Source organism: Dyella humi (genome assembly GCF_044904605.1).
Lineage (GTDB): Bacteria > Pseudomonadota > Gammaproteobacteria > Xanthomonadales > Rhodanobacteraceae > Dyella_B > Dyella_B humi.
Window position 1 is genome coordinate 81,799 of record NZ_JADIKI010000020.1, and the last position, 23,723, is coordinate 105,521.

Annotated in this window: 18 protein-coding genes; 7 read left to right on the forward strand and 11 right to left on the reverse strand. The window is 57.9% G+C overall.

Translation table 11 applies throughout. From position 1 onward, the window contains the following. Positions 1 to 25: 25 nt before the first annotated feature. A complete protein-coding gene (locus tag ISP18_RS00765) occupies positions 26 to 2,359 on the reverse strand; it encodes a sialidase family protein (RefSeq protein WP_380015975.1) in 2,334 nt (777 codons plus the stop codon). 557 nt (positions 2,360 to 2,916) lie between these two features. On the opposite strand from ISP18_RS00765, the gene ISP18_RS00770 reads away from it, so the two are divergent. Next, entirely contained in the window at positions 2,917 to 5,898 is a 2,982-nt protein-coding gene (locus tag ISP18_RS00770; protein WP_380015973.1) for an autotransporter family protein, read from the forward strand. A 281-nt stretch (positions 5,899 to 6,179) separates the two neighbouring features. On the opposite strand, the gene ISP18_RS00775 is transcribed toward ISP18_RS00770, so the two are convergent. After that, the gene (locus ISP18_RS00775; protein ID WP_380015971.1) at positions 6,180 to 8,114 is read right to left on the reverse strand and encodes a M61 family metallopeptidase; all 1,935 of its coding nucleotides are present in this window, start codon (positions 8,112 to 8,114) and stop codon (positions 6,180 to 6,182) included. A gap of 73 nt (positions 8,115 to 8,187) precedes the next feature. Then, a complete protein-coding gene (locus tag ISP18_RS00780) occupies positions 8,188 to 8,772 on the reverse strand; it encodes a TetR/AcrR family transcriptional regulator (protein WP_380015966.1) in 585 nt (194 codons plus the stop codon). Between the two features lie 485 nt (positions 8,773 to 9,257). Between ISP18_RS00780 and ISP18_RS00785 the strand changes: the two genes are divergently transcribed. Beyond that, the gene (locus ISP18_RS00785) at positions 9,258 to 10,571 is read left to right on the forward strand and encodes a TolB-like translocation protein (protein ID WP_380015964.1); all 1,314 of its coding nucleotides are present in this window, start codon (positions 9,258 to 9,260) and stop codon (positions 10,569 to 10,571) included. 372 nt (positions 10,572 to 10,943) lie between these two features. Here ISP18_RS00785 and ISP18_RS00790 read toward each other — a convergent pair whose 3' ends face one another. Then, positions 10,944 to 11,504: a TetR/AcrR family transcriptional regulator gene (locus ISP18_RS00790; RefSeq protein ID WP_380015962.1), complete on the reverse strand. Its 561-nt coding sequence runs from the start codon at positions 11,502 to 11,504 to the stop codon at positions 10,944 to 10,946. Positions 11,505 to 11,704: 200 nt separating this feature from the next. Between ISP18_RS00790 and ISP18_RS00795 the strand changes: the two genes are divergently transcribed. Beyond that, the gene (locus ISP18_RS00795) at positions 11,705 to 12,349 is read left to right on the forward strand and encodes a glutathione S-transferase (protein WP_404559232.1); all 645 of its coding nucleotides are present in this window, start codon (positions 11,705 to 11,707) and stop codon (positions 12,347 to 12,349) included. Between the two features lie 285 nt (positions 12,350 to 12,634). Here the strand turns inward: ISP18_RS00795 and ISP18_RS00800 are convergent, their stop codons facing one another. After that, entirely contained in the window at positions 12,635 to 13,528 is an 894-nt protein-coding gene (locus ISP18_RS00800) for a LysR family transcriptional regulator (protein WP_380015958.1), read from the reverse strand. A 151-nt stretch (positions 13,529 to 13,679) separates the two neighbouring features. Here ISP18_RS00800 and ISP18_RS00805 point away from each other — a divergent pair, with 151 nt between their 5' ends. Beyond that, positions 13,680 to 14,252, forward strand: a complete 573-nt coding sequence (locus ISP18_RS00805) for a hypothetical protein (protein WP_380015956.1) — start codon at positions 13,680 to 13,682, stop codon at positions 14,250 to 14,252. Between the two features lie 214 nt (positions 14,253 to 14,466). Here the strand turns inward: ISP18_RS00805 and ISP18_RS00810 are convergent, their stop codons facing one another. The 3 genes from ISP18_RS00810 to ISP18_RS00820 all read right to left on the reverse strand — a co-directional run bounded on the left by ISP18_RS00810 (position 14,467) and on the right by ISP18_RS00820 (position 16,772). Further along, the gene (locus tag ISP18_RS00810) at positions 14,467 to 14,895 is read right to left on the reverse strand and encodes a hypothetical protein (protein ID WP_380015954.1); all 429 of its coding nucleotides are present in this window, start codon (positions 14,893 to 14,895) and stop codon (positions 14,467 to 14,469) included. Between the two features lie 156 nt (positions 14,896 to 15,051). Then, positions 15,052 to 15,600: a hypothetical protein gene (locus ISP18_RS00815; protein ID WP_380015952.1), complete on the reverse strand. Its 549-nt coding sequence runs from the start codon at positions 15,598 to 15,600 to the stop codon at positions 15,052 to 15,054. Between the two features lie 377 nt (positions 15,601 to 15,977). Beyond that, entirely contained in the window at positions 15,978 to 16,772 is a 795-nt protein-coding gene (locus ISP18_RS00820; RefSeq protein WP_380015950.1) for an SDR family NAD(P)-dependent oxidoreductase, read from the reverse strand. Between the two features lie 104 nt (positions 16,773 to 16,876). Between ISP18_RS00820 and ISP18_RS00825 the strand changes: the two genes are divergently transcribed. Next, positions 16,877 to 17,767, forward strand: a complete 891-nt coding sequence (locus ISP18_RS00825) for a LysR family transcriptional regulator (protein WP_380015948.1) — start codon at positions 16,877 to 16,879, stop codon at positions 17,765 to 17,767. Positions 17,768 to 18,200: 433 nt separating this feature from the next. Here the strand turns inward: ISP18_RS00825 and ISP18_RS00830 are convergent, their stop codons facing one another. Beyond that, positions 18,201 to 19,340 (reverse strand): aldo/keto reductase, encoded by a 1,140-nt coding sequence (locus tag ISP18_RS00830; RefSeq protein WP_380015946.1) that lies wholly within the window; start codon positions 19,338 to 19,340, stop codon positions 18,201 to 18,203. On the opposite strand from ISP18_RS00830, the gene ISP18_RS00835 reads away from it, so the two are divergent. Then, positions 19,339 to 20,238, forward strand: a complete 900-nt coding sequence (locus ISP18_RS00835) for an AraC family transcriptional regulator (protein ID WP_380015944.1) — start codon at positions 19,339 to 19,341, stop codon at positions 20,236 to 20,238. The two genes, ISP18_RS00830 and ISP18_RS00835, sit on opposite strands and share 2 nt — an antisense overlap. A 360-nt stretch (positions 20,239 to 20,598) precedes the next feature. On the opposite strand, the gene ISP18_RS00840 is transcribed toward ISP18_RS00835, so the two are convergent. Both ISP18_RS00840 and ISP18_RS00845 read right to left on the reverse strand, forming a co-directional pair. After that, a complete protein-coding gene (locus ISP18_RS00840; protein WP_380015942.1) occupies positions 20,599 to 21,537 on the reverse strand; it encodes an alpha/beta fold hydrolase in 939 nt (312 codons plus the stop codon). 218 nt (positions 21,538 to 21,755) lie between these two features. Next, positions 21,756 to 22,316, reverse strand: a complete 561-nt coding sequence (locus ISP18_RS00845; protein WP_380015940.1) for a TetR/AcrR family transcriptional regulator — start codon at positions 22,314 to 22,316, stop codon at positions 21,756 to 21,758. Positions 22,317 to 22,867: 551 nt separating this feature from the next. Here ISP18_RS00845 and ISP18_RS00850 point away from each other — a divergent pair. Next, positions 22,868 to 23,680, forward strand: coding sequence for a sulfotransferase family protein (locus ISP18_RS00850; protein ID WP_404559229.1), 813 nt, complete (start codon positions 22,868 to 22,870; stop codon positions 23,678 to 23,680). Positions 23,681 to 23,723 lie beyond the last annotated feature (43 nt).

Consider the following 23,723-nt stretch of genomic DNA (forward strand, 5'->3'; position numbering starts at 1 on the left):
AAGCAGAGAGGGAACCGTGCATCCATCAGTTCTGCGACGTGCCGTAGATAATGCCTCGCCCTTCGTCTACGTTCGGTCCGATGTACACCGTGCCGAAGGTTCTAGGATCACCGACCACGAGTGTGACGCCATCCCACTGATGCAGCGTGTCGTTGATTTGCACCCACGTTGCACCGACATTGGTGGAGCGGAACACGCCAGTGACTCCGTTCACTGTGCCGGACAGGTAGATGGTGGGGTAGTGCGTTCCGGTAATCGCCTTGCCAAAGCCGACCGAAGTCGCCGAGGTCACGCTGGCGGCAGAGACCTGCGCCCAGGTTGCACCGTAATTGGTGCTGCGATACAAGCCGGACGACGTGGCGATCCAGATGTCGCCGCCTTTGGCTTCGCCTGGAATACCAGTCACCGCCGTGGCATAGCTAATCAAGTAGGAAGGCACCTTGGGCAAGCCGGTGTTGGTGGATGCATGCCAGGTCACGCCCTTGTCGGAGCTGCTGAAGAATTCGCCTGTGGCCGGATTCCAGGCATAAAACATGTTGCTGCTGAAGCCATCCGACAACAGCTGTACGCCGATCGGAACACTCCCGCTGACTGGCGTCCAGCTCGCACCATTATTGGTGGAAACCATCGGTGCCACGTCCGTGGGCGCCCACACGATGTTTTTGCCGTCGCCGGAAATGGCTACTTTGCCGCCGCCCTGGCTGGAGCCGCCCTGGCTGGCAAACGGTGTCCAGGTGGAACCGCCATCATGGGAGACCGTGCCAAACACGTTGTTGCCGCCGGTGCCGACGCGCACGATCGTCGATGGTGAATTCTTGGCGAAATCCAGACCGGTGCCATTCGAGCAGATGGGGTTGTTGATCTGCTTTAGCGGCGCCGCGGTGAGACTGACGTGCACGAAACCGCAGACATCCCCGAGGCCACTGATCAAATGCGCACCGGACGTGGGCGAGATCAGCGCCTGCACTACCGTTTCTTCGATACCGCTGGCGCCAACCGACCAGTACGTCGGTTTGCCGGCATCGGCGTCGGTCAGGTCGGACGTGCTCCAGATGCCGCCGCCGAACCCGTACATGGCATGTGCGGCATTAAACGGATCGATCACCACTTCGCCCCAATTGCCGAAGGTTGCTTGTGTCTGTCCAGGCGAAACCATCCACGGCGACATGCTGGAATCGCGTATGGCATACGTGCCGGAGGTCGGGAAGTTGCCGGAGACGGTGGCGCCACCCACATCAGTCCAACTCGTACCACCATTCGTGCTGCGATACATGGTGTCCATCGGCCACCAATGATCCATGGTCATCACGACCAGCGTGCCGGGATGCGCAGGGTCGACCGACAAACCGCTGAAGCCGGAAGGGTAGTTGAATGGGTCGTGCGGCGTAATGTTCGTCCAGGCGTGATGGACGGTGTCGTACTTCCATACTGCCCCTGACGTCAAACCATTAGGGCCTGGGGCGTACGTGTAGTTGCCGTTGCTATCGGTGCCGTTGCCGTAAGTGACGTAGAGATTGCCATCTGGTCCAATCTCACCACGCTGCGGGAGCTGGTTGCTGGGACCGCCCGGTACGGGGTTCCAGGTGACGCCTGCATCGGCACTTTCGTAGAGCGTGTTGGTCGTTGTTGCGGCACGCGTCGAAACGCCTGCATAGATGGTCTTGGTTGGCGTTCCCTTGGCTTCGCCTGCTGGCGCGAACGCGACGAACGCCACGCCGACGCCGGTGCCGTCGCTGGTCAGCGCCGTGAAGCCACTTACGCGGGACCATGTCGCGCCCTTGTCCTTGCTGGTCCACAAGCCATTTTGACCGGCCACTTGGGTGGCGCTGTTGGATGTGCCGTAAAACAAGATGGAACCCATGTTGGGATCCACCTGCAAACGCTCGCCAGCGTTGCGTCCATCCTCGTTGCCGCCCACGCGGAAGCTCAGCGGATAGACGGTGAAGCTGTTGCCCTGATCGGAGGACACCAGCGCTGCGCCGTTGCCGGCCCAGGATGCGGTATACAAACCCGTGATCATGTAAAGCATGTTGGCGTTATTGGGATCGATCGCGAAGCTTTCGATGCCCGACCACGACTGGTTCGGCGGCGTCGAGTCGTTCAGCGCGATCCACTTGCTGTTCTTCGAGTCGTATCGATACGCGCCACCCACGTCGGTACGTGCGTAGAACAAGCCCTGTTGCGCGGGATGCGCGATGATGCCGTCGACATAGCCGCCGGCCACGATGCGCACGTTCTTCCAGGTGTAAGGCAGTTGCGCGGTCTGTGCCGACAGCGCACCGGCATGTGATATCGAAAGCACGGCGAGCGCGCCGCAGGCCAATCCACGGGTGATGGCCCGGTACAAACGTTTCTTCATTGCCCCCTCCAATTGATGTGTCAGATCAAACGCAAGGTACGGCGCCCATAGGGTCATCCATCGGTGCGGCTCGTCCTACGCTGTCTGCGATTGCATCGTGTTCCGATGCCGGCTCGTTCAAGCCGGGGGCAATCTACTTCGAAACCGGTTCGAGACACCTTGTCTTTTAGGGTCGATAACTGGCCTGTGCAGACATTCGTGAGGTGCGGCAAAAATCTCGCTGAAGGCATGCTGACCATATGCGCACATCAAGCACGAAGAGTTATCTCACCCCCTACGAATAGTTATGGAGTTGTCCTGAGGGTGCCAAAAATCAGTCATTGGTTCATTATTTTTTTTCATGTCAATGGATCAATTACTGCTTGTCCGTAGTTATCATGCGCACGAACCAGCGACCTTGCTGCGATGCCTTTAACAGGTAGCCAGCAAGCGGTCGACTGATTTCTCGCAGGGGATCCATGGATGTCTGCACCGTCGACGCACTGCGCCGACGCGTACGGCTGTGCGTTTGCACGGCGCCTGCGGGGAAGGGGACTCATATAACGCAGGACATACTCGTGAAGCTTGTAGCAACGCGCATCATCGCCTCGTCCGCCCTTATCGCCAGCCCGTTCGTCGTCGTGAAAACGGCGCTTGCCAACTGCGTCGCCCTGGGCTTGTCCAGCTCAACGGTGACCTGCGACAGCACCGCGCCCAATCCGTACACCACACAGATCGGCGCTGGCAGCAACGAAACCACGCTTACCGCCGTCAAAGTGCAGAGTGGTGCCACCCTCGATGCGGGTGCTACGCAGAACGCCATCAGCCTGGGCGACAACGCAACGATCATGCTGCAGGGTGGCGCGACGGTCACCAATAGCCCCACCACCAACAGCAGTAACGTAGGTGGCTACAACATGGGCTACAGCACCATCGAGTTCCGCAACATCGGCACCCTTACCGTCAACGCCAATGCGCAAGTTACGCAGACGGGCACGTCGACCACCTCCGAAGCGGTCAATGTGGTGGGCGACAGCAACACCATCGCCAACTACGGCACCATCAGCTCGAAAGGCGCGGCGGCGATCTGGTTTCAGGACCAGGTGACGGACCCCAGTACGACCAACACCGTGGACAACTACGGCACGATCCAGACCGGCGTGACCAACGGCAACGCCATCGGCAACGCGGGCAACGGCAACGTGGCGTTCTTCAACCGCAGCGGTGCCACGGTGACCGGCAACATCACTTTTACCGGCGGCAATGATGAGATCACGCTCTACACCGGTTCCAGCGTGAGCGGCACCATCGATGGCGGCAGCGGCAACAGCAGCATCACGCTGGCAGGCACGGATACCGGCACGCAGCAAGGCGCGCTGCTGAACTTCAGTTCGCTGATCAAGGTGGACAGCGGTACCTGGACACTCGGCAGCGACATGGCGAACACCAGCGCCAATCCCACCGCGCAGCTGGGCATCACCGTGCAGGGAGGCACGCTGGTGCTGGCTTCCAACAATGCGAGCTTCAACGGCTCGGTGTCGGTATACAGCGGCGCCACCTTGCAGTTGGGCAATGGTGGCGCGGCGGGCGGCATCAACAGCGATATCGCCAGCGATGGCACGGTGGCTTTCGATCGTACCGACACGTATACGTTCAACCACGTCATTTCCGGTGCGGGCGGCGTGAATCAGCTCGGCAGCGGCACCATCATTCTTGACGCCAATAACACCTACACCGGTGACACCAGCGTCAGCGCGGGCACCCTGGCGGTAGGCGATAGCAGCAACGCAAGCGCGGCATTGAGCGGTGGCGGCACTACCACGGTAGCGTCGGGCGCGACGCTGGGCGGCTATGGCAGTGTCACCGGCACGGTCACCAACAACGGCAGCCTTGCAGTGGCCGATGCGCTGTCGGCACTGGGCAGCAGCAATGGCAGCTTCACCATCAACGGCACGTTGAACAACAACGGCCTGGTGCAAGTGGGTGGAAGCGGTACTGGCAACAAGCTCATCGCCAACAGTTATGTTGGTGGCACGGGCAGTGTGGTTGCGCTCAACACTTATCTCGGCGGTGACGGTTCGCCGTCGGATCTGCTGGTCGTCAATGGTGGTACGGCTAGCGGTAGCACCGCGTTGCGCATCACTAATGCAGGTGGGCCGGGCGCGCTCACCACCGCCAATGGCATCGAGGTGGTGGACGCCATTAATGGCGGGACGACATCCGCCAACGCATTTAGTTTGGCGAGTGCGGTAGCGGCGGGTCCTTACGAGTATTCGCTTTATCGCGGCAGCACCGATGGCAGCAGCGCGCAGAACTGGTATCTGCGCTCGCAGCTGGATTGCTCGCTGATGCCTAGTGCGCCGGCGTGTGCTTCGCCGACGCCTGCGCCTGCACCAACGCCTGCGCCGACACCTGCACCAACGCCTGCACCGACGCCTGCGCCAACACCCGCGCCAACGCCGGCACCGACGCCGGCACCAACGCCTGCGCCAACGCCTGCGCCAACGCCTGCACCGACACCTGCACCAACACCTGCACCAACACCTTCGTCCGGCTCAAGCGCGCAATCCGGTCAGAAAACCGTGCCGCTCTATCGCCAGGAGGTATCGCTTTACTCCGCCGTACCGTCGATGGCGTTGTCTTACGGGCAGACCCTGATGGACAACTTGCAGGAGCGCACCAACCAGGACGTTCTGCCTGGCGACGACCATGGCAACGGCAGTTGGGCTCGCGTCATCGCTCGACACGATGCGCGCGACGGCGGGGCATTCGGTATCTATGGCAACAAGGGGCCGAGCTATAGCGACGACATGTTCACGTTGCAGGCAGGTGTCGATCTATATCGCGGCCAGCATGACATCGGCAGCGACATCGCCGGCGTCTACATCGCACTCGGCCAGATCGCCGGCAACGTGAAACACTTCGACGGCACCATTGCGGGCCGCGATCAGCTGCAGAATTACACTCTGGGCGGCTACTGGACGCACTTTGGTCCGACCGGCTGGTACACAGATGCGGTGGTGCAGGGCACTGGCTATAGTGTCAAAGCCAGTTCCACGCGCATGGCGCCGCTGAAAACCGTGGGCCGCGGCGTCGCTGCATCACTCGAAGGCGGTTATCCGATTCCGCTGAGCAACGGCTGGGTCTTCGTGCCGCAGGCGCAGCTGGTCTATCAAACCGTGTCCTTCAACGATGCTTCCGATGCAGCATCCAGTGTGTATTTCGACAATGCCAATGCGCTGGCCGGCCGCATCGGTACTGAGGCGAAGAAAAGCTGGGCAGTCGGCAACGACCCCACGCGGCCCAGGTTGATGAGTACCTGGCTGCGCGTCGACCTGTGGCGCGAGTTCATGGCCAACCCAAGCGTGGCGTTCTCAACTCCCACTACACCGGTGAGCTTTCACTCCGACCTCAAACGCTCGTGGGTGGGTTTGCGCACGGGTATCAGCTCGCAACTCGCGCGGAACGTATTCGTATATGCCAGCGCCGGGTACGACGTCGGCGTCAATAATCGCAGCAATGGCTATAGCGGCAAGGTTGGCATTCGTATCAATTGGTGACCTTCATTACGCCATGACAGCATTGTTCCCGCACATCAGAAGAGCGACGAAAAGGAGGGGTTTGAGCGCGTTCGATCGAGGTCAGGTAAAACATCTGGCCGAACAGTGTTTGTGACGTAGATTCGTCGCCAAGCTGGCGATGTCCACTAAAGAGAGGGGACCGGTTATGGATGCCGTCACTATCGCCGCATTTGTCGAACGGCAGTTGCACAGACTCGTCGATACAATTCAACGAGTCTGGTCCTTATTGGTTCCTTCGAGATGCGAGAATAGGGAAGCCGCTAGCGAGGCGTGACTATTTCGAGGAGACGATCCTTTGTTCCGACATCCCGCTCCAAGGCCGGATACTGCTCTCCACTGTGATACGCAAGGGTGAGCGTCGTGGCGACACCGTTATTTTCAACCGCGCACTCAATGGGAAGTGGAGCTCCTTTGGCATTGCGGATCGCTCGCTGCAACTGATCGATCGAAAAGGGGTTCCCGTTGACGGAAAGAAGTTTCATACCCGGCGCAAAGCCTGCCTTATCCGCGATGCCACCAATGAGCACATCGGTGACTACGCCGTCAGGTCGCACCTTCATAGCGATCGAATATTCGAAATCCTTTTTGCCCGCCAGCGCGGTCCACGCATTCGGTGTGTCCCGATAGACCAAACGATATCCACCGTGCGTAAAGCCTCCTAAGGGAGCCTCCGGGGTGAGCTTGTGGAGACGTTCCTTAAAAAAGGACGCCCAGTCGTGGGGATAAACCGTGTTCAGTGCGTTGACGAGGTCCTCGAAGGTGAAAGGAAGCGTATCGGTCCCAGTGCCGGTGCCCTTACCGTAAAAAACCGCCAAGAAGTCATCGAGAGATTTCTTGCCTCCGGTTCCGCTGCGAATCGTGGTGTCGACTTCCAGCCAAATCAGAGCGCCCTCGCCGTAAAAATCGTAGCCGCCAAGTCGCCAGCTTTCGTAGGCGGAGCTGTCGGCCGCCCAGAGGATCGGCGCCATCGTTGCCGTGTCTTGAAGGTCGCGCCAGGTTTTTCCAGGGCGGTGTTCGAAGCGGGCAGCTTTCTCACTCCATTGATCGAGAAATTGTTGCTGCGTCCAGATTCCGGATCGAGCGGCGAGGACTCCTGCAAGATAGTCAGTCAGTCCCTCGTAGATCCAGAGATCGGTACCGATGATGGGCATCTGATAATTTGCGGCCATCAGGCTCATGGAGCGCCGATATTTTCCATTCCAGCTATGCACGAAGTCATGCGCAATGTAGTCCCCATACAGCGTGAGAGACTTTTCGCTCGTCAGGAAATCTGCTGGTCTGCGATTGTCGAGGGACTGATGATGATCGAAAGCGTCTCCAGCGATCTGATCAGACAGCGTGACCAGCATGTGGAACGAATCGTAGTGTCGACTGTGAAAGAGAGTCCCAGCCTGACGAACAAGTTCGCTGAACTTGTCGATGTGTGATTGATTGATCTGGAGTGATGCCGGCGTGTCGGCCACCAAGTCGAGATAGTGCTTGGGAGTGATCTCTGGAGCTAAGAGGATTTCTCGAAAGTAACGTCCCGAAAGTACCGGCGAATCGACTAGCTGCTCAAGCGAAACGGTGTGGAAGGTGACGGAATTTGAAGGTTCGGGGGAGGCCGGCCCTTCGTTGGATTGGAGGGCCGAAGCGAAATGCCAATTCGCCGGCATGACGATGGTCGGAGTGACCTCAATCGAAGCTACCTTCGTGGATCGCCCGTGGTACGGATACAGGAGAACAGTATTCCAATTGAGCACCGCGATGTTTGCGTCGGTTGATCCCGCGGCTGTTGCATCGGCCGCGGTAATGAAGTCGAAGTTCACCTCAATGGAACTGACGCCCTTCGGAACCACAATGTGGAAGAGGTAAAGCTCCACAGGGTCGCGTTCCCAGCGAATCGGCGTGGGTGCTGCGAAACCAACCCGGTGGGCGGTAATAAACAAGCCGGCCTGCTGATCGATAGGCCCGGCTAGGTGAACGCTCGGAAGCCATTGGGGATAGGCGAGGGTCATTGGACCAGGCTTAACTGGAATGACCTCCGTCGTATGGAGGAGTTTACGCGGCGCATCGCGCAGATCGACCTTGAGAAGAATCGGAGGCTTCACACCTGAGGCAACGCTGCAAGTCGTGCTCATGGCAAATGCCAGGATTGCGATGAGGTAGTAAGAAATGGTGCGCACGCGTAAGAGCCCGATATAGGTCAAGATCAAAAGATTCTCTGAGGGCCATCAAGGGCACGGTCCATTCAATCCTGCAAAAAACATAGGACGTGGTGATGAAGGCTCACTTTCGCGGCGCGCGCTTGACGCCACTCTGCTGCTTCAAGAGGGAGATCGCTCCCGCGATCGCGCGATGGAACGGTTCAGCGGAATTCTCGGCACGCGCCAGGACATAAGCACCTTGGACAACGGCGAGAATGGTCGAGGCGGTATCTTCCGGGTTCATTTCCGAGCGAAACTCTCCAGCCCTTTGGCCTTCCACAATGAGAGAGGCCAGTCCCTGTGTCAGCTTCGCGAACATCTCTTGAACGGGCTGCCTGAGTTGCGGGTCGGCAATGATCTCTGGATCTTGCGTCAGCCTTCCAACGCGACAACCTCGCAGTGCATCCCGCTCGCGATGAAGGTACGAAACGATGCGATCGAGAGCGGAGCAGGGCTGCGCGAATTCCTGCCGGGCCGACTCGTACAGTTGCTCGGCGCTTCGCACGATGGCGGCTGAAGCGAGCGCTGCTTTGTTTTCAAAGTGATGGTACATGCTGCCTTGCCCAGCTGAAGCTCTGTCCTGAATGGCTTTGGGACTCATACCCACATAGCCCCGCTCCCATAACAATTCCTGGGCGCTCTCAATCAGACGTTCTCTTGTATCCATGTGCCATACTGTACATACTAGTAGGTACAATACGCAACTTGGCGAAATGCCGTCATTTGCAGCCAGACAATCTGTGAGACACGTGGGATCGCGCCCGTGTTGATTTCCGCCTAAAACATAGATACGCGCGATCCGCTCCTCGTGGCATATCGCGTTCGCTCGTGTGTTTGCAGCACAGGCGAACCATATCTGCCGAGGGGATATTAGACGGAGGCGATTAGAAGGGGTTATCGCGGCTAGGCAGATGTCTGCCATCTGTAGCGACGACCAAGTTCCTTGGTGCCAGAAATTGGTGTCGTCCAGCCTAAAAAGTAGGTGACTATTTTCAACGGGTTGTTTTCTGCAAGCGATCACGCACTTCACAGATCACATGCGCTTGCGAGCCTAGAGTACCTCGTCCGACGCAGCGTCAGGTGTCGAGGGGGACGGTGCGCCGGTAATCCGCCCCAGTGACATGGCGGCCGCCACGGCCGAAGGAGAGTGTCATGCAAATTCTCTCGCGTAGCCGCGCCCTACTGGCGCTTGTCTGCTTGTTCGCTGCCGCGTTCGCGGCCCAACCGTTGGTCGCTTCCGCGCAAGCATCTCCCGGTACGGTTCTTTTCTGGCGCACCATGAACGGCATGGTCGGCGGATCCAGTACGCCTGTCAGTGCGGCGATCTTCAGCGTCGGCGACGATGGCCTGCATGAGCGACAGCTCACGCAGTACACCACGGGCGAGTTCGACATACCCGGCATCGGGAACTACATGGGTCTGTGGGAGACGAATGCCTTCAATCCGAGCGGGACATACAGCGTGCTCCTTCCTGCGCGGTCCGAGCTGCCTCACTCCAATAGCACGCAGTTCTATGGCAAGTACGTCCTCATAAATGCCTACGGTGAGCGCACGGCGCCGATATTTTATGGTGCCGATGACCTGCAATCGCCGCACATAGGTCCAGGTTACGGTTCCGTCAGCTGGGGACCAGCCGGTAACGACCAGATTGCCTACGCCAATGTTCCGGACGACCAGTTTGGTAAACACCCCGCGTGCGTACGCCTGATGAATGCGGACGGCAGCAATAACCACACGCTCTGGTGCGCCGACCGCTGGAATTACTGTGCAGTCGAAGCGGTCCGCTGGTCGGGCGATGGAAGCCGCCTGCTGGTCTATGCGGTGCATGCCGATCACAAGGTCACTCAGGAAGCCGATATCTACCTGATCAATACCGCCACCGGTGCCGCGACCTTGGTCCAGGCGAACGTGCAAGAGCCCTATACGGGTGGGGGCGTCGGTGATATCTCGTACGATGGCCATGAGGTGATCTATGCCATGCTCAAGAACACGAACGAGCCCGGCCCCTGCAATGCGGCGGGGGCCAACGGGAATTTTAGTGGCCTGTGGTGTGCCAAGAACATGTTGACGGGCCAGACGGTCGCGCTTGTCGATCCCAGCAACGTGGTTCCGTTCTTGCCTAATGGCCAGGGGCTGATTTCGCCGGACGGCAGCCAAGCTTTCGTGGTCTCATCTCCTATCTCATCCTCGCCTCAGGATGAAGAGATCTACGCCGTGAAGACGGACGGATCGGGTCTGCACAAAGTAACCTCGCCGTGCGCTCTCCTGTACCCGAACGTATTTTTGTGGTGGCAACCGGTGCGCGTGTCGCCGGATGGCACGCGGATCCTGGCCAACTGCAACACCGAAACCACCACCCAGCCCGCGACCGTGGTTCTCAAGGATCAGGTCAACGTCGTCAACCTTGCCGATGGCAGCGCCCGCTTCGTGACCAACGGCACGGCATACGACTGGCACACGCAGTGATGGGGTCCAGCCGACATACGTATAAAAATTACTCACAAACGCAATTTTTTCCACCGCATCGACTACCTGGCAAGTTCGCCAGAGGGTGTCTGGACAACCACCAAACTGCATAGTTTGGGAGAACTATCGATGAACCTCTCTTCTGGTGATGGCGATTAGAAGGGGTTATCGAGGGTAGGTCGTAATGCCGCTTTGACGAGTTCGATCAATTGACGCATCCGTTGAGACAATCATTGACGCGCTCAGGATCTCAACAAGCAAGTCACCAGATAGGGCGGACACGTTCGGGGACGTTTCTGCGGTGCGGGTACAACTGGTTAATAAGTATCGGTGACAGTGCATAACCGTGGCTGATTCAGTACGCGTGCAAAATCACCGATCCGGTATAAGCCCCGCCACGCGGTAACTATCGATCAGAGCATCGTATAGCGCGATGTCCGAACGACTCCTGGCAATCAGCTGAGCGCCGGCGACAGCCGCAAAGATGGCTCTGGCCCGCTGCTCGCTCTCCCCGGATCTTGCCGCACCTGCAGCGGACAGCACCTTGCCCAACCAGGCAACATTTACGTCAGCAAAGGTCTGGACTTCTTTCACGACCACTTCGGGCAGGTCATCGCTTTCGGCCGCCATGAAGCTGCAAAGGCAAATACGATTGCCACTCTCAAGCGCCCGACGAAAGGTATCGGGGTACCGGCGCAAGCAGTGGACTGGATCCGACGATTCCGCCGACAGTGCATCTAAAGCAGCTGTCGAGTCTTCCCAGTAGCGCCTTGCTACCGCCGCGCCGAGATCGGCCTTGCTAGCGAAGTGGTGATAAATGCTCGCCGCCTTAATACCGACCTCTTCAGCAAGGTCACGAAAATTCAATCCGCCGTAACCATGCGCCTGTGCGATTTTTGTCGCGGCCGCCAGGATGCGTTCCTTGGAGTTCACTTCATTCCTCACTGCTGCCGACCTCCAGTCAGGTAATGGGTTGACAGAGGGCAGTGTACTGCATACCTTGTTACCTAACAAACGTTAGGTAGTTTCCATGGAAACCACTTCACACCTGCCGTTCCGGCACGACATACCTGTAGAGAGGTCATGCAATGAGTTCCGATGCCACCCGTTTCGACGTAAGCAAACTGCCCATGATGACGATTTACGATTTTCCCACCGGGCCTTACCCAACCCGCGTTCGTATCGCCCTAGCGGAAAAGAATCTGCAATCACGCGTGCAGTTCGTGATGGTCGATCTCTATAAGGGAGAACACAAAAAGCCCGAGTTCATTGCCAACAAGAATTACTCCGGCACGCTGCCCGTGCTCGAACTCGGCGATGGAACGTGCATGGCCGAGTGCACGGCGATTACCGAATACCTCGATGCGCTCGACGGTGCTCCCACCCTCACCGGCAGAACCCCACGCGAAAAAGGCATGATCCATATGATGAGCAAGCGCGCTGAGCTGGAATTGCTTGACGCCATCAGTGTCTATTTCCACCACGCCACGCCGGGCCTGGGGCCGGATGTTGAGATCTATCAGAATTCCGAATGGGGATTTCGGCAGCGCGACAAGGCTCTGAGGGGCATGCACTACTTCGATGCCGTTCTGAAAACACAGCAGTTCGTCGCTGGCGAGGCATTCTCGATGGCCGACATTACCGTCATTGGCGGGTTGATCTTTGCGTCGATCGTGAAACTGCCTGTGCCTGCGGCATGCGAGACGCTTCTCGCCTGGTACGCAAACGTGCTGGAGCGTCCGAGTGTAAAGGAGCAACCTTTTTTCAGGACTGCGTAGCGAAATGCCACCGCTGATTCCCATCATTGTATGGCATCACGTGCTGCCGCATGGCAGCAGTCCGAACCGTGCACAGCGACCACGCGTTGTGCAATATATGTCGCTGCGGTCCACTCGCTTTGTCTGCACCGAGGAATGGAAGTTTTGATGGCGATGGCGTCGCCAGTGACGGCACTCACGCGATTAGCCCGTGTTATTGCGGGTAGATTTACGATTGGCTCCTTAAGCTTGAGGGTAGGGGAGAGCGGCGGCATTGTCGTCTAGTGCGGCGAATTGGCTGTTTGATCAGGGTGCGCTGAAGGCAAGGAGCGCCGCGTCGACGAACGTGCGTAATTTCGGTGTCGGGTGACTCTCGGCCACCGTAAGCAGATGCATTGATCGCGCCGGCGTTACATAGTCCGGAAGTACTTGGATCAAGTGGCCGTCAGCAAGCGCGCTCGCAACCAGATATTCGGCAATGAACGCGATGCCAAATCCCTGCAGCGCGCCTGCAAGAAGTGAGTTGGCGTCGTTCGTACGAAAGCGCCCACCTACAGGCGCCTCGTACGTGCGGCCATCGCGCTGGAAGCACCACTCGCCTTCCACCGGCGTCGACCAGAATGCATAGCGCAGACATTCGTGTCGTGCGAGATCGCCTGGCTCAGCAGGATAGCCGCGCTCCTCGAGATAAGCGGGCGACGCACACGCCACGAGCTTGAACGGCCGCAACGGCCTGGCGACTATGTGGGCTCGTGGTGCCGGGCCGATACGGAAGCCAACGTCATATCCCTCTTCAACTAGATCCACGAACCAATCATTCAGGATCAGATCGATCTCAACATCGGGATATTGGCGCAGATACGCGTTAACCATCGGCGTTAATGTCTGCACGCCAAAGCTCACTGGCGCGGTCACCTTCAGGCGACCGTGCGGTGTCGCATGCGCTTGTGCAGCTAGCGAATCGGCCGCTTGGACCTCTGCCAAGACTCGCTTGCAACGCTCGTAATAGATGCGCCCGAAATCGGTCAGGCTTTGCTTGCGCGTGGTCCGCTGGAGCAATCGCGTCCCCAGCCGAGACTCAAGAAAGAGGATGTGCTTTGAGACCATTTGCGCCGATATGTTCATGGCGTCCGCTGCCGACGTAAAAGAGCCAAGATCGACCGCCTTCACGAATGTCGCCATGCTTCTCAGTTGGTCCATTCACCACTCCAGATTGCGAGTGAAGATATTGTTTCGCCATTTATCGCTAAATGGTGATGAATTATAACGATCACACCGCATCGGATGTCGTGCGAATCAGCTATCTGGAGCAGTTGTGATTGACCGTCGGCAATTCCTTGAGGGAGCTGGTTTGCTGCTCGCAACAAGTCTCCCCGTGCCTGTTACTGCCAGCGTGCAACCGGTTGCGGTCACGATGAACAAACTGGGCCCGGAGGGCAGGGCACTCGCAACCCAGACTGGAAGTTGGGACGTCACCGAGACAGTGTGGGCAACGCCCGAGGCTAAACCCATCGTGACGACGGGTGTTGCCGTTCGCCAAATGATCGGTCCGCTGCTCCAGGAGATTCTGTACCCTGCGGGCGACCAGTCGGACAAGACGATCAGCCGAATCGACTACCTCAGCTTCAATCGCGTGGAGGGTCGATGGAACTATGTGTCGATGGACACGCGCGCGCCCGTTGGGATCATGACCGCGAACAGTTTCGAGCGCGATCCGCCTGACCGTATCCAAGTGGTGTTCATGCCCTTCGCCGTTCCGGGCGATAGCACCGTCGTCAGTGGTCAGTTGCTGCGGATGGACCAAATCATCGAGACGATCGGCTCCGACGGGAGCCGTAAGGACCAACATTTCATCATGGCGGATGGAACTGGCCGGAAATGGCTGGCTCACCGCTATAACTACACGCGTCGGGCGCGATCATGATCGGAGCGGTGACAGCGCTTGCACTACTCCTAGCCGGGCCAATGAATACCGGATCGGTGGAATGCTCGGCATCTATACCAATCCCCGACCTTTCTCGACGGCTGGAATTCCTGCGGGCAGGCTTTGGCTGGGGAAGTTGGCTTTCCACGGCTTTGTGTATGGCCACGAGTGGTTTTTTGCTTCAGCTGGCATGTAACCCGATCAAAATAGCTATTTAGACGCGTGTGTGTTCGATCCCATATCGCATTGCGTCTGCGAGAATATCAATGTCTATATTTCTTAGTGTCCGGAACTTGATGCAATACCCAGTTACGCTTGCCTGGCCGATCTTTTTCCCATATTTCTCGGCTAAGTACTTTTTGTCTTTTATCCCCATAATGTAAACAGAGATGCCAGTTGTGTTTGCACTAATGCCGATCTGATAGAACTCTCTGGTTTTTGCATCGGCATACTTTATAGTCTGCACCCCGTAACCTATATTCGGATTGGAAACAACCCGCCCATTTTCATCTTTGCCATCGAGAAACCACAATTTACAGTCAGGCATGATTCCAAGAATGATGTCATGCAGCTCTTGCATGTCACTTCGTTTTGGCTCTGGCTGAGCTGCGATATGGTCCTTGATTTGGTTGCGTACGCTCATATGAAAATCTCTGCCTGGTCATCTTTCCGTAGAATCCGAACACCTAATTCAAAGCGACGTTTAAGAGTACGAAGCAATTAGGGACTGTTATCGCGATAGGGATGAATGAGCGTTTCTCAACAGCCCGCTACGCATTTATAGTCTCGAGGCTCGGGTTCACTTGACCCGGCGCACATCCTGTATCCAGTTGGTTTCCCAAGTTCTGCCGCCATCACCAGAGTAGGCCTGCTCCCAATGCGCAGTGTTGGGGGTGATCTGCGACCAAATGAAGCGCACCTTGATCGGTTTGCCGCGCAGCGTATCGCTGGCGTAGAAGGTACCGATGCCGTGCACGAAACGCCCCTTGACCGGCGGGTCGAGTGCGCCATGGGGATTGCGACCATCAATCCACCAGATGGCCCACAATCCAGTCTTCGGATCGTAAGCACGCGGCGCTACGCCGCGGTAGATGCCTTCCGGTGTATCAAACTCGGTATCGTCGACATTCGCCAATCCACCCATAAGACTGAGCGAGCGAATCGTGCCGTTGAATTCCTCCCAGTCGTGACTGCCGACAAGACGATATTTCAGTCGTCGACTGTGCGTGCGCCAACTGCCGACGAAAAAGTCGAAATCGTGTGCGCCAGAAAGGTTAGGTGTCTGCTGCGGTTTCGGCACATCCTGCGAGGCACGGGCGGGAAGGCCGGTAGAGATGGTAGCAACCACGACCAAACTTGCTGAAACTGCGTAACGAAGAAGGGACATAAGACCTCCCTCAAGACTGTGGTGAGTGCGCGAGGGCTCCGATCTTACGCTTAGTGCTGCCGCTGTGGGTGTGCTCGAAGAACTGCTGAGCGATATCGGCGTCGAGCAGGCGCTCGCTGTTGAATGGTGATTAGCAGGTGTTATCGAGGGTGGGGGACATCGCAGAGACTTCGCGGTCAGCGTGCCCAATGTCAAGCGGATGGTCGACATCGCTTAGATCCACACCGTCAAGAGCTCGCTTGCAGGCGCATTCGACTTGGGCTGTTGTCTACCCAGAGAGGGAATCGATGGTTTGGCCCTTCCCGAAGCCGCGTTGAACGCGTGAAAAAGCATGCGCCCTATGCAATTGTCCGAACGACGCCGCCGTCGACACGCAAGGAAGTACCTGTTGTCGCCGACGCCTGCTCCGAGCAGACATAGACGACCAGATTGGCGACTTCTTCGGTTGTCGCGAAGCGATTGAGGAGCGTGGTCGGGCGATGCGTTTTCAGGAACTGCTGCTCGGCTTCCTCACGTGTAATGCCTTGCGCATCTGCGTTCGCCTGCGCCCAACCACCCATGATCTCCGAATTCGTCGGACCAGGAAGAACCGAATTAACGGTGACGCCCGTTCCGCCGACCACCTCGGCCAAGCCCCTCGCAATGGCGAGCTGAGCGGTCTTGGTCGTGGCGTAGTCGATCATGTCCTTGGGGATGGCAAGCGCGGACTCGCTGCTGATGAAGACGACGCGCCCCCAGCCGCGCTTCGTCATGTTCGGCACATAGTGGCGGGAGGCGCGAATGCCACTCATGACGTTAAGTTCGAAGAGATCGATCCACTCGCTGTCCTCAATTTCGAAGAAGGACTTCGTACGCCCAGTACCCACATTGTTGACGAGAATGTCCGCATCCGGCGCCTGAGCGAATAACTCCGCCGCGCCTTCCGGGGTCGCAAGATCGGCGATGACGCCGGTAAACTCCGTCTTTGGCAAGAGTTCGCGAAGCTCCCGAAGCGCCATGGAGACGCGCTTCTCTGTGCGGCCGTTGATCACGACCGCGGCGCCTGCGCGCCCCAACCCTTCTGCAATGGCTCGGCCGATACCCGCCGTTGACCCGGTAACGACGGCCTTGCGGCCAGTGAGATCGATATTCATGACACCAGTCCTTCAACATGTGGAGAAAGCTGGATTGTGGGTGATGTCGGAACCACTGATAATGGCTTGAATTGCCATAATATTAATTCCAAGGAGGAATTAATATGGATCGATTCCACGAATTAAACGCCTTCATAGCCGTGGTTGAAGCAGGCGGTTTTACTGCCGCCGCGCGTCGAACCGGCGACTCACAGTCGGCCATAAGCAAGGCTATCGGCGCGCTTGAGAGACGCCTCGGGGTGGCGTTATTTAACCGAAGTACGCGCAGCGTGACCCTGACGGATCAAGGGCAGAGATACTACGACCGGGCAAAACCGCTGCTTGACGAGATGGATGACGCCGACAGCGAACTGACCAGCAGCACGCACAATGTCTCGGGTCTGATCAGGATCGCTGCATCAGGTACTTTCGGCCGTCTTCATATTTTGCCGCTTATCCCCGACCTGTTATCGCTCAACCCTGGCCTTCAGGTCGATCTCATTCTCTCGGACTTCGTGCGAGACATGGTGGAAGATGGAATTGATCTGGCGATCCGGGTGGGGGCCATCAACGATCCTGACGCGATCGCCAGGCGCGTGGCCAGTACGCCCCTCGTATGCGTCGGATCCCGTCGCTACTTCGAGCAACACGGAATGCCAAAGACCCCCGCCGAGCTCGTCGATCACAATTGCCTTCTATATCGCGGCTCGGCGGAGTCAGCGCATTGGTCTTTTGTAGGACCAGAAGGTCAATTTAGCGTGTCCGTTCGCGGAAATCTCACATCCAACAGTGTCGAAACGATCCGGGCTGGTGTTCTAGCTGGCGTGGGAATCGGCCGGTTTGCCAAGGTCTCTCTTGCCGATGATCTCCGGCATCCAGACGTCATCACCGTTCTCGACGAATTTATAGGCGACGCCAGAGACATAAGCCTCATCTGGCCAAGACGCCGGTTTGTACCGGCGCGCGTGCGACGAGTCACCGATTTTTTCGCAGAGGCCATACCGCAGCGCATTTAGCCTCCGAACTTAGGAAAAATGTTGAACGATGGCGTGACTTCGGAATCAGCCAAGCGGACTTCCTGGTGATCACGCGAGCCATGAAAGCTCAAGAAGCAGAGCACGAACACGGTCCCGTCCCTCGAAACCTAGTGGGTATTGCTCGCTCGAACACCTCACATTCCATCCTTGCCGAAGGTTTCGTTGCACAGCCAAACGCCATACGTTCTTCGTTCTGGATAGGATGGAGGGTGAGACTATGAGGGCAAGGCGATTCGGGCAAGTTATCGCGGGTAGGGTCGTCACCGCTGGCGATGGCGATCGCGTACAGCCGACAGACCATCGGTGTACACGACCTAGCTGCCTCCTGCCAACGGAAAGCGGCTAGGCCGAATTTACATACCGTCCCGCAACCTATTCGGAACGGCGGGTCGAACGTTAGCGCAGCGTGACTTCAAACCAACATCTCTCGTTCCCACCAACCGCGGGTGTTCACGCCAGCGGCGTTGGCAAGACTTTCCAGCTCCGCGATGTCGTCGCTGCTAAGCGTGATGTTGCTGGCTCGCACCAGACCATCAACATGATGGGGCTTGGTAACGCCGATGATCGGTGTCGTTCCCTTGGCGATCGCCCAAGCCGTCGCAACATCGGGCGCTGCGGCACCATACTTCTGACCGATTGAGGCTAGCTCGTCCGTCAGCGTCTTCAGCTGAGGCAGCATGCCGTTGTAAGCCACCGCCCGATTGCTGCCGCTCGGCAGCAGGTTCTCCGGACTGTACTTTCCGCTCAGTGCACCTTGTTCAAGCACCATGTAAGCGAAGAATGGGATGCGTTCCTTGCGGCAGTAATCCAGGATGCCAGCGTGCTCAGAGCTGCGGTAGAGGAGGCTGTAGTGATTTTGGATGGCTTCGACCCGAAACCCGGCTTCTCCGAGTATCTGGTTGGCGAGCTGGATTTCGCTCAGGTTGTGATTCGAAACGCCGACATGTTTGACCTTCCCGCTCTTGAGCAACCGGATCAGGTGCGGAGTCCACCGCGCCACATCCGCTGGATTGTGAATCCAGTAGAGGTCGATGTAGTCGGTGCCGATGCGAGTCAGGCTTTGCTCCAGCATGTTCGCCACCGGATCGTCGCCGGTTCCCGCGGCCTGCGGGGTGAACTTGGTGGATAGTTGGTAGTCGCTACGCGCGAAGCGTTTCAGTACTTGCCCGAGTACGGTCTCGGAACGACCCATGCCGTACACCATGGCGGTGTCCCATAGGCTGAACCCGGTCGCATGCGCCTTGTCGGCGACATTTTCCAGGTCAGCTTGAGTGAGTCTGCTGCCGAAGTAGCCATTGCCAGTCTCGCCGTTGTCGCCCCATGCCCACGTGCCCAATGCGACAGTGGGGATCTTAAGATTGTCGGTTGCCATGTTTGCTCCATACTTGTTCGCGGCCAGGTTTGCTTTGACCCAAGCCTCGCTGGCACTTTGATGCGCGGCGCCGCCGAACCGTAAGCCCGATGTGCCGAGATTGCTGCCCGATCTTCCAGCGGCCGCCATTCCCACTGCCGCGCTTTCGCTCTCCCGCTCTCGTGCGATGATCTGTGCCATGGAAAAACTGGCTGAAATTGCAGCGATAATTGCCCGAAACGTCTCGATGGATGGTTTCCAAGCTACCCCCATCGAACGCCTGACGCTTGTTCGTTCCTCCACGGTGACGATGCCACTGCCGAACGTTTACCGACCGCAACTGTGCCTGGTCGCGCAGGGACGCAAAGAGGTCACGCTGGGCGACCGCGTCTTCAGATACGCACCGGGGCGCTATGGCGTCGTGACTTACGACCTGCCGGCGATCGGCCATGTGGTCGATGCGACGCCCGACAAGCCCTACCTCTGCGTGTATCTCGATTTCGATCCGGTCATGCTGGGGGATTTGGCGTTGCGCGTGCCGCCACCGCCGGAAGCGTCATCCACGACCATTGGCAAGACGGTGTCCGACGCTAGCGCAGGCCTGCTCGACGCGGTGCTACGCCTTCTGCGCCTGCTCGACAATCCGGCAGCACTGCCGGTGCTCGGGCCGCTTGCCGAGCAGGAAATTCTCTACCACCTGCTTGCCGGCCCGGATGGCGCCCGGATGCGCCATGTCACCGCCAGCCAGGGCCGGGTGGCCCAGGTCGGCCGCGCCATCGCGTGGATCGGGAAGAATTTTCGGAAACGGATCAGCATCGAGCTGCTTGCTGCAGAAGTAGGCATGAGCCAGTCGAGCCTGCACGAACATTTTCGCGCCGTGACATCGATGACGCCGCTGCAATTCCAGAAACAGCTTAGGCTTCAAGACGCACGCAGCCTGATGCTGGTCGAGAACCTAGACGTCGCAACCGCCGCCTTCCGTGTGGGTTACGAAAGCTCGTCGCAGTTCAGTCGGGAATATCGCCGCCACTTTGGACAACCGCCAGCGCGCGACATAGCCCGCTTGCGCGCTTCGCCGGGCGTGGTGGCGGTAGCTTGAGTTCAAGACCTTCCGACGTCGGCGCGTTGTATCCATTCTGTGTGGGCAGCGTATGGCGCCTCATCGCGCCGCCACTCAAAGTGGAGGGCGTCGACTCAACGTCGAGCACGAGCATGGGTAGCAATTCGGGGAACAGAATGAGAACGATCATTGAGGGCAGGAGCTTGTCGCAAATGCACGTCTCATGTGTGCATCCGCAGTGCTGCTCTCTGGCTCGGAGCAAAGCAATCCGGATTCGAACTAGAAGTCAAACGCGGGGGCAGGCCGAGCCTGGACCCTTTGGTGTCAGTTCGCAGTAGGTGGCGTTGGAAACTACAGCCACGCCATATAGCGTCTGCAAGCGCCTCAGCATCTGTAGTGTTACGAATTCATGAATTCGATAATGAGTCGTGCAACCGTACGTGGTGCTTCTTCCGGCATGTAGTGCCCGCAGGCGTTCAATACCCCGCCCCGCACATCGTCAGCGACCAGCTTCATCGTCTCGATCAGCATCGCGCCTACACCTTGCTGTGCGCCAAAGGCCAGTACCGGGATTCCAAGCTTGCGCTCGGCGCGTTGGCGGCTTTCGGCCAATCCCTGTTGGCTGAATTGATGGCGATAGTAGGACAGCGCAGCACGCAACGCGCCCGGAGCAGAGTTGACGCGAACGTATTCGTCCAGATCTGCGGTACCAATCGCCCAGTTGTGAACCGACTTGGCATGGAACAGCCAGGTCAAGAACTCGCGCTCACGTCCTTTCAGCAGGATCTCCGGCAGATCGGTCAAACGATTGAAGGCAAAATGCCAGGTCTTCACGTTTGCCTCTTCCGAAGGAATGCCGCTCGCCAGTAACGGCGTGACACCGGGTAGCGCGGAATCAAAAACGGCCAGCCGCTTTACGTACGCCGGCCATCCGGCCGCATAGGCATAACCGATCCACGCGCCGATATCGTGCCCCACGACATCAATGGGACCGTCAGCCAGAAGGCCCAGTGCATCGACTAATCCATGAACTTCCGAAGCCACGGTCTGCATGTCATACCCTGATGTCGGTCGCTCCGAATCACCCATGCCACGTGGGTCCAGCGCTATTACACGGCGCCCTGCCTGGACAAGCTGCGGCATCACATATCGCCATGTGTACCAACTCTGTGGCCAGCCAGGCAGCAGCAGGATCGGCGAACCTTGACCACCTTCGACGTAATGCAGGCGGACGCCGTTTACCAGGGCCGTACCGTGGTGGAATATTGACCAGAATGCCTCCGGCGCGAGAAACGGTACTGCATCGTTTTCCGGGGTTTGAATAATCACATGTTCCATAAGAAAACCTCTTCTCTTCAAGTTTGATTGCTGTTTGCTGACCGATTAGTCCGACTGGAGGCTGGGCGTAGTACATGTTCGCCGTCAGAAATGCGCCGGCGATCGCAATAATCGGGGCAAGGCGAGGTGACAGAGGCTGCGGCAAAGATTTCGTGTCGCGACATCGTATTTTTCCTTGATAATTAGATAGCAATCGTTACCAAATTGGTCAAAAAAAATTACTCGAGTAGCTTCAGTGCTTGCTTGATCGGGCCTGTCATGTCCTCGCGGGAGCGGCCGGTCTTGCCCAGCACACGCATACCTTGTAAGACACACACGAGCAGGCGCGCGACGGATTCAGCGTCCACGTCGGCACGGATGGAACCATCTTCCTGTCCCTGCCGGACGCAATGGACAAGGCGCTTTTCGTGCATCTTGAAGATCAAATTCACGCGCTTGGCTATCTCCGGATCGGAACTCGCCAGATCCACAGCACTCCCAACCACCAAGCAACCACGTCGACCCGCGGCGCCGTGGCTGTAGTCCACATAGAGCTCCAGTACCGCTCGGACTTGCTCGAAACCCGTCGGAGCCCCCGACAGCGCCTGCTCCAGACGAGAGGCGCGCAGATCGACATAACGCTCGAGCGCCGCGAGGAAAAGTGCTCGCTTGTCTTTGAATGCCTTATAGATGCTGCCCTCGGTGAGTCCGATGGCCGCCGTCAACTTGCCTAGCGACGTTGCCGGATAGCCGAATTCACTAAAGACAACAATCGCCTTGTCCAGAACATCCTCGAGCACAAATTCCCGAGGGCGCCCTGGCGCTCTGGCGACTGAATCTCGTGCAGGTGATCTAGACATATCTGCAGATTAGGAAGTAATCACTACCAAATCAAGTCTTTTTCGGAATCGATTGATGCGCGTACTGGCCACAGATGGATCCAAGCCTGCCCGAACGCCCAGTTCTTTTTGGGAAAGCTGGCCCGTTGCCGCAACGATGGCATCGTTGTCAGCCATTCGCTGACCTGAAACTAAGGCTGTGAAGGGCAACCAAGGGCAGGGCGATTAGGGACTGTTATCGGGGCTAGAGCAGGGCCGCTTTCGACCCATGGCGGACACCAGTTACTTAAGAACGGAACTGTGTCAAAAGGGTTTTGCTTGAGGACATGAGGTGCAGGCGTTGCGATTGGTCACATGTCGCGCCGGGTCACAAGATGACTCGAAGAGTGCTCTCAGTCGAGATTAATTACTTGCGATCCCACTGAGCCGCCATATGTGCTGTAGCTCTCATTTTTTATTGATGGTGGCATGGTCATTGCTGCACTCCGCAACTACATGTCTTTGGGGTGCATGTGCGATCTGTTCACTTTATCTCAGGCCTTCCCAGGTCCGGGTCTACGCTGCTGTCAGCGATCTTGAGCCAGAACCCGCGGTTCCATGCGGGGATGAGCGGCCCAATCGGGGGCGCCTTCAACACCATGCTGGGCGAGCTCAGCGGCGGTAACGAATATTCGGTCTTCATCTCCGATGAGCAGCGCCGTCGGATGCTCAAGGGTCTGTTCGACAACTACTACGGCCCCGAATACGGCGCCGAGGTAGTGTTCGACACCAACCGTGCCTGGTGCACCAAGATGCGCCACCTGAAAGAGCTGTTCCCGCACGGCAAGGTCATCGCCTGCGTGCGGCACGTGTCGTGGATCATCGACAGCATCGAACAGCTGGTCCGCAAGAACGCCTTCCAGCCTTCGTCCATCTTCAACTATGTGCCTGGCGGCACCGTGTATTCGCGCGCCGAAGGGTTGGCCAATGGCGAAGGCATGGTTGGCTACGCGTACAACGGTTTGAAAGAGGCATTCTACGGCGATGAAACCTCCAACCTGATGTTGCTGCGCTACGAAACGCTGACGAGCGATCCGGCGCGCGCGATTGCCGCGGTCTATGACTTCATCGGCGAACCCGCCTACAAGCACGACTTCGACAACATCAGCTATCACGCCGATGAATTCGACCTGCGCGCCGGCACGCCGGGATTGCATACCGTGCGCAAAAAAGTCGCTGTGCGCGAGCGCACCAGCGTGTTGCCGCCGGATGTGTTCCGTCGTTTCGAAAGCGATGCCTTCTGGCTCGATCCCGCGCTGAACCCGCGCCAGGTGCGGGTGCTTTGAGTCCTGCACATACGTGCCGTTGACGCCTTTTTTCAGATCGATG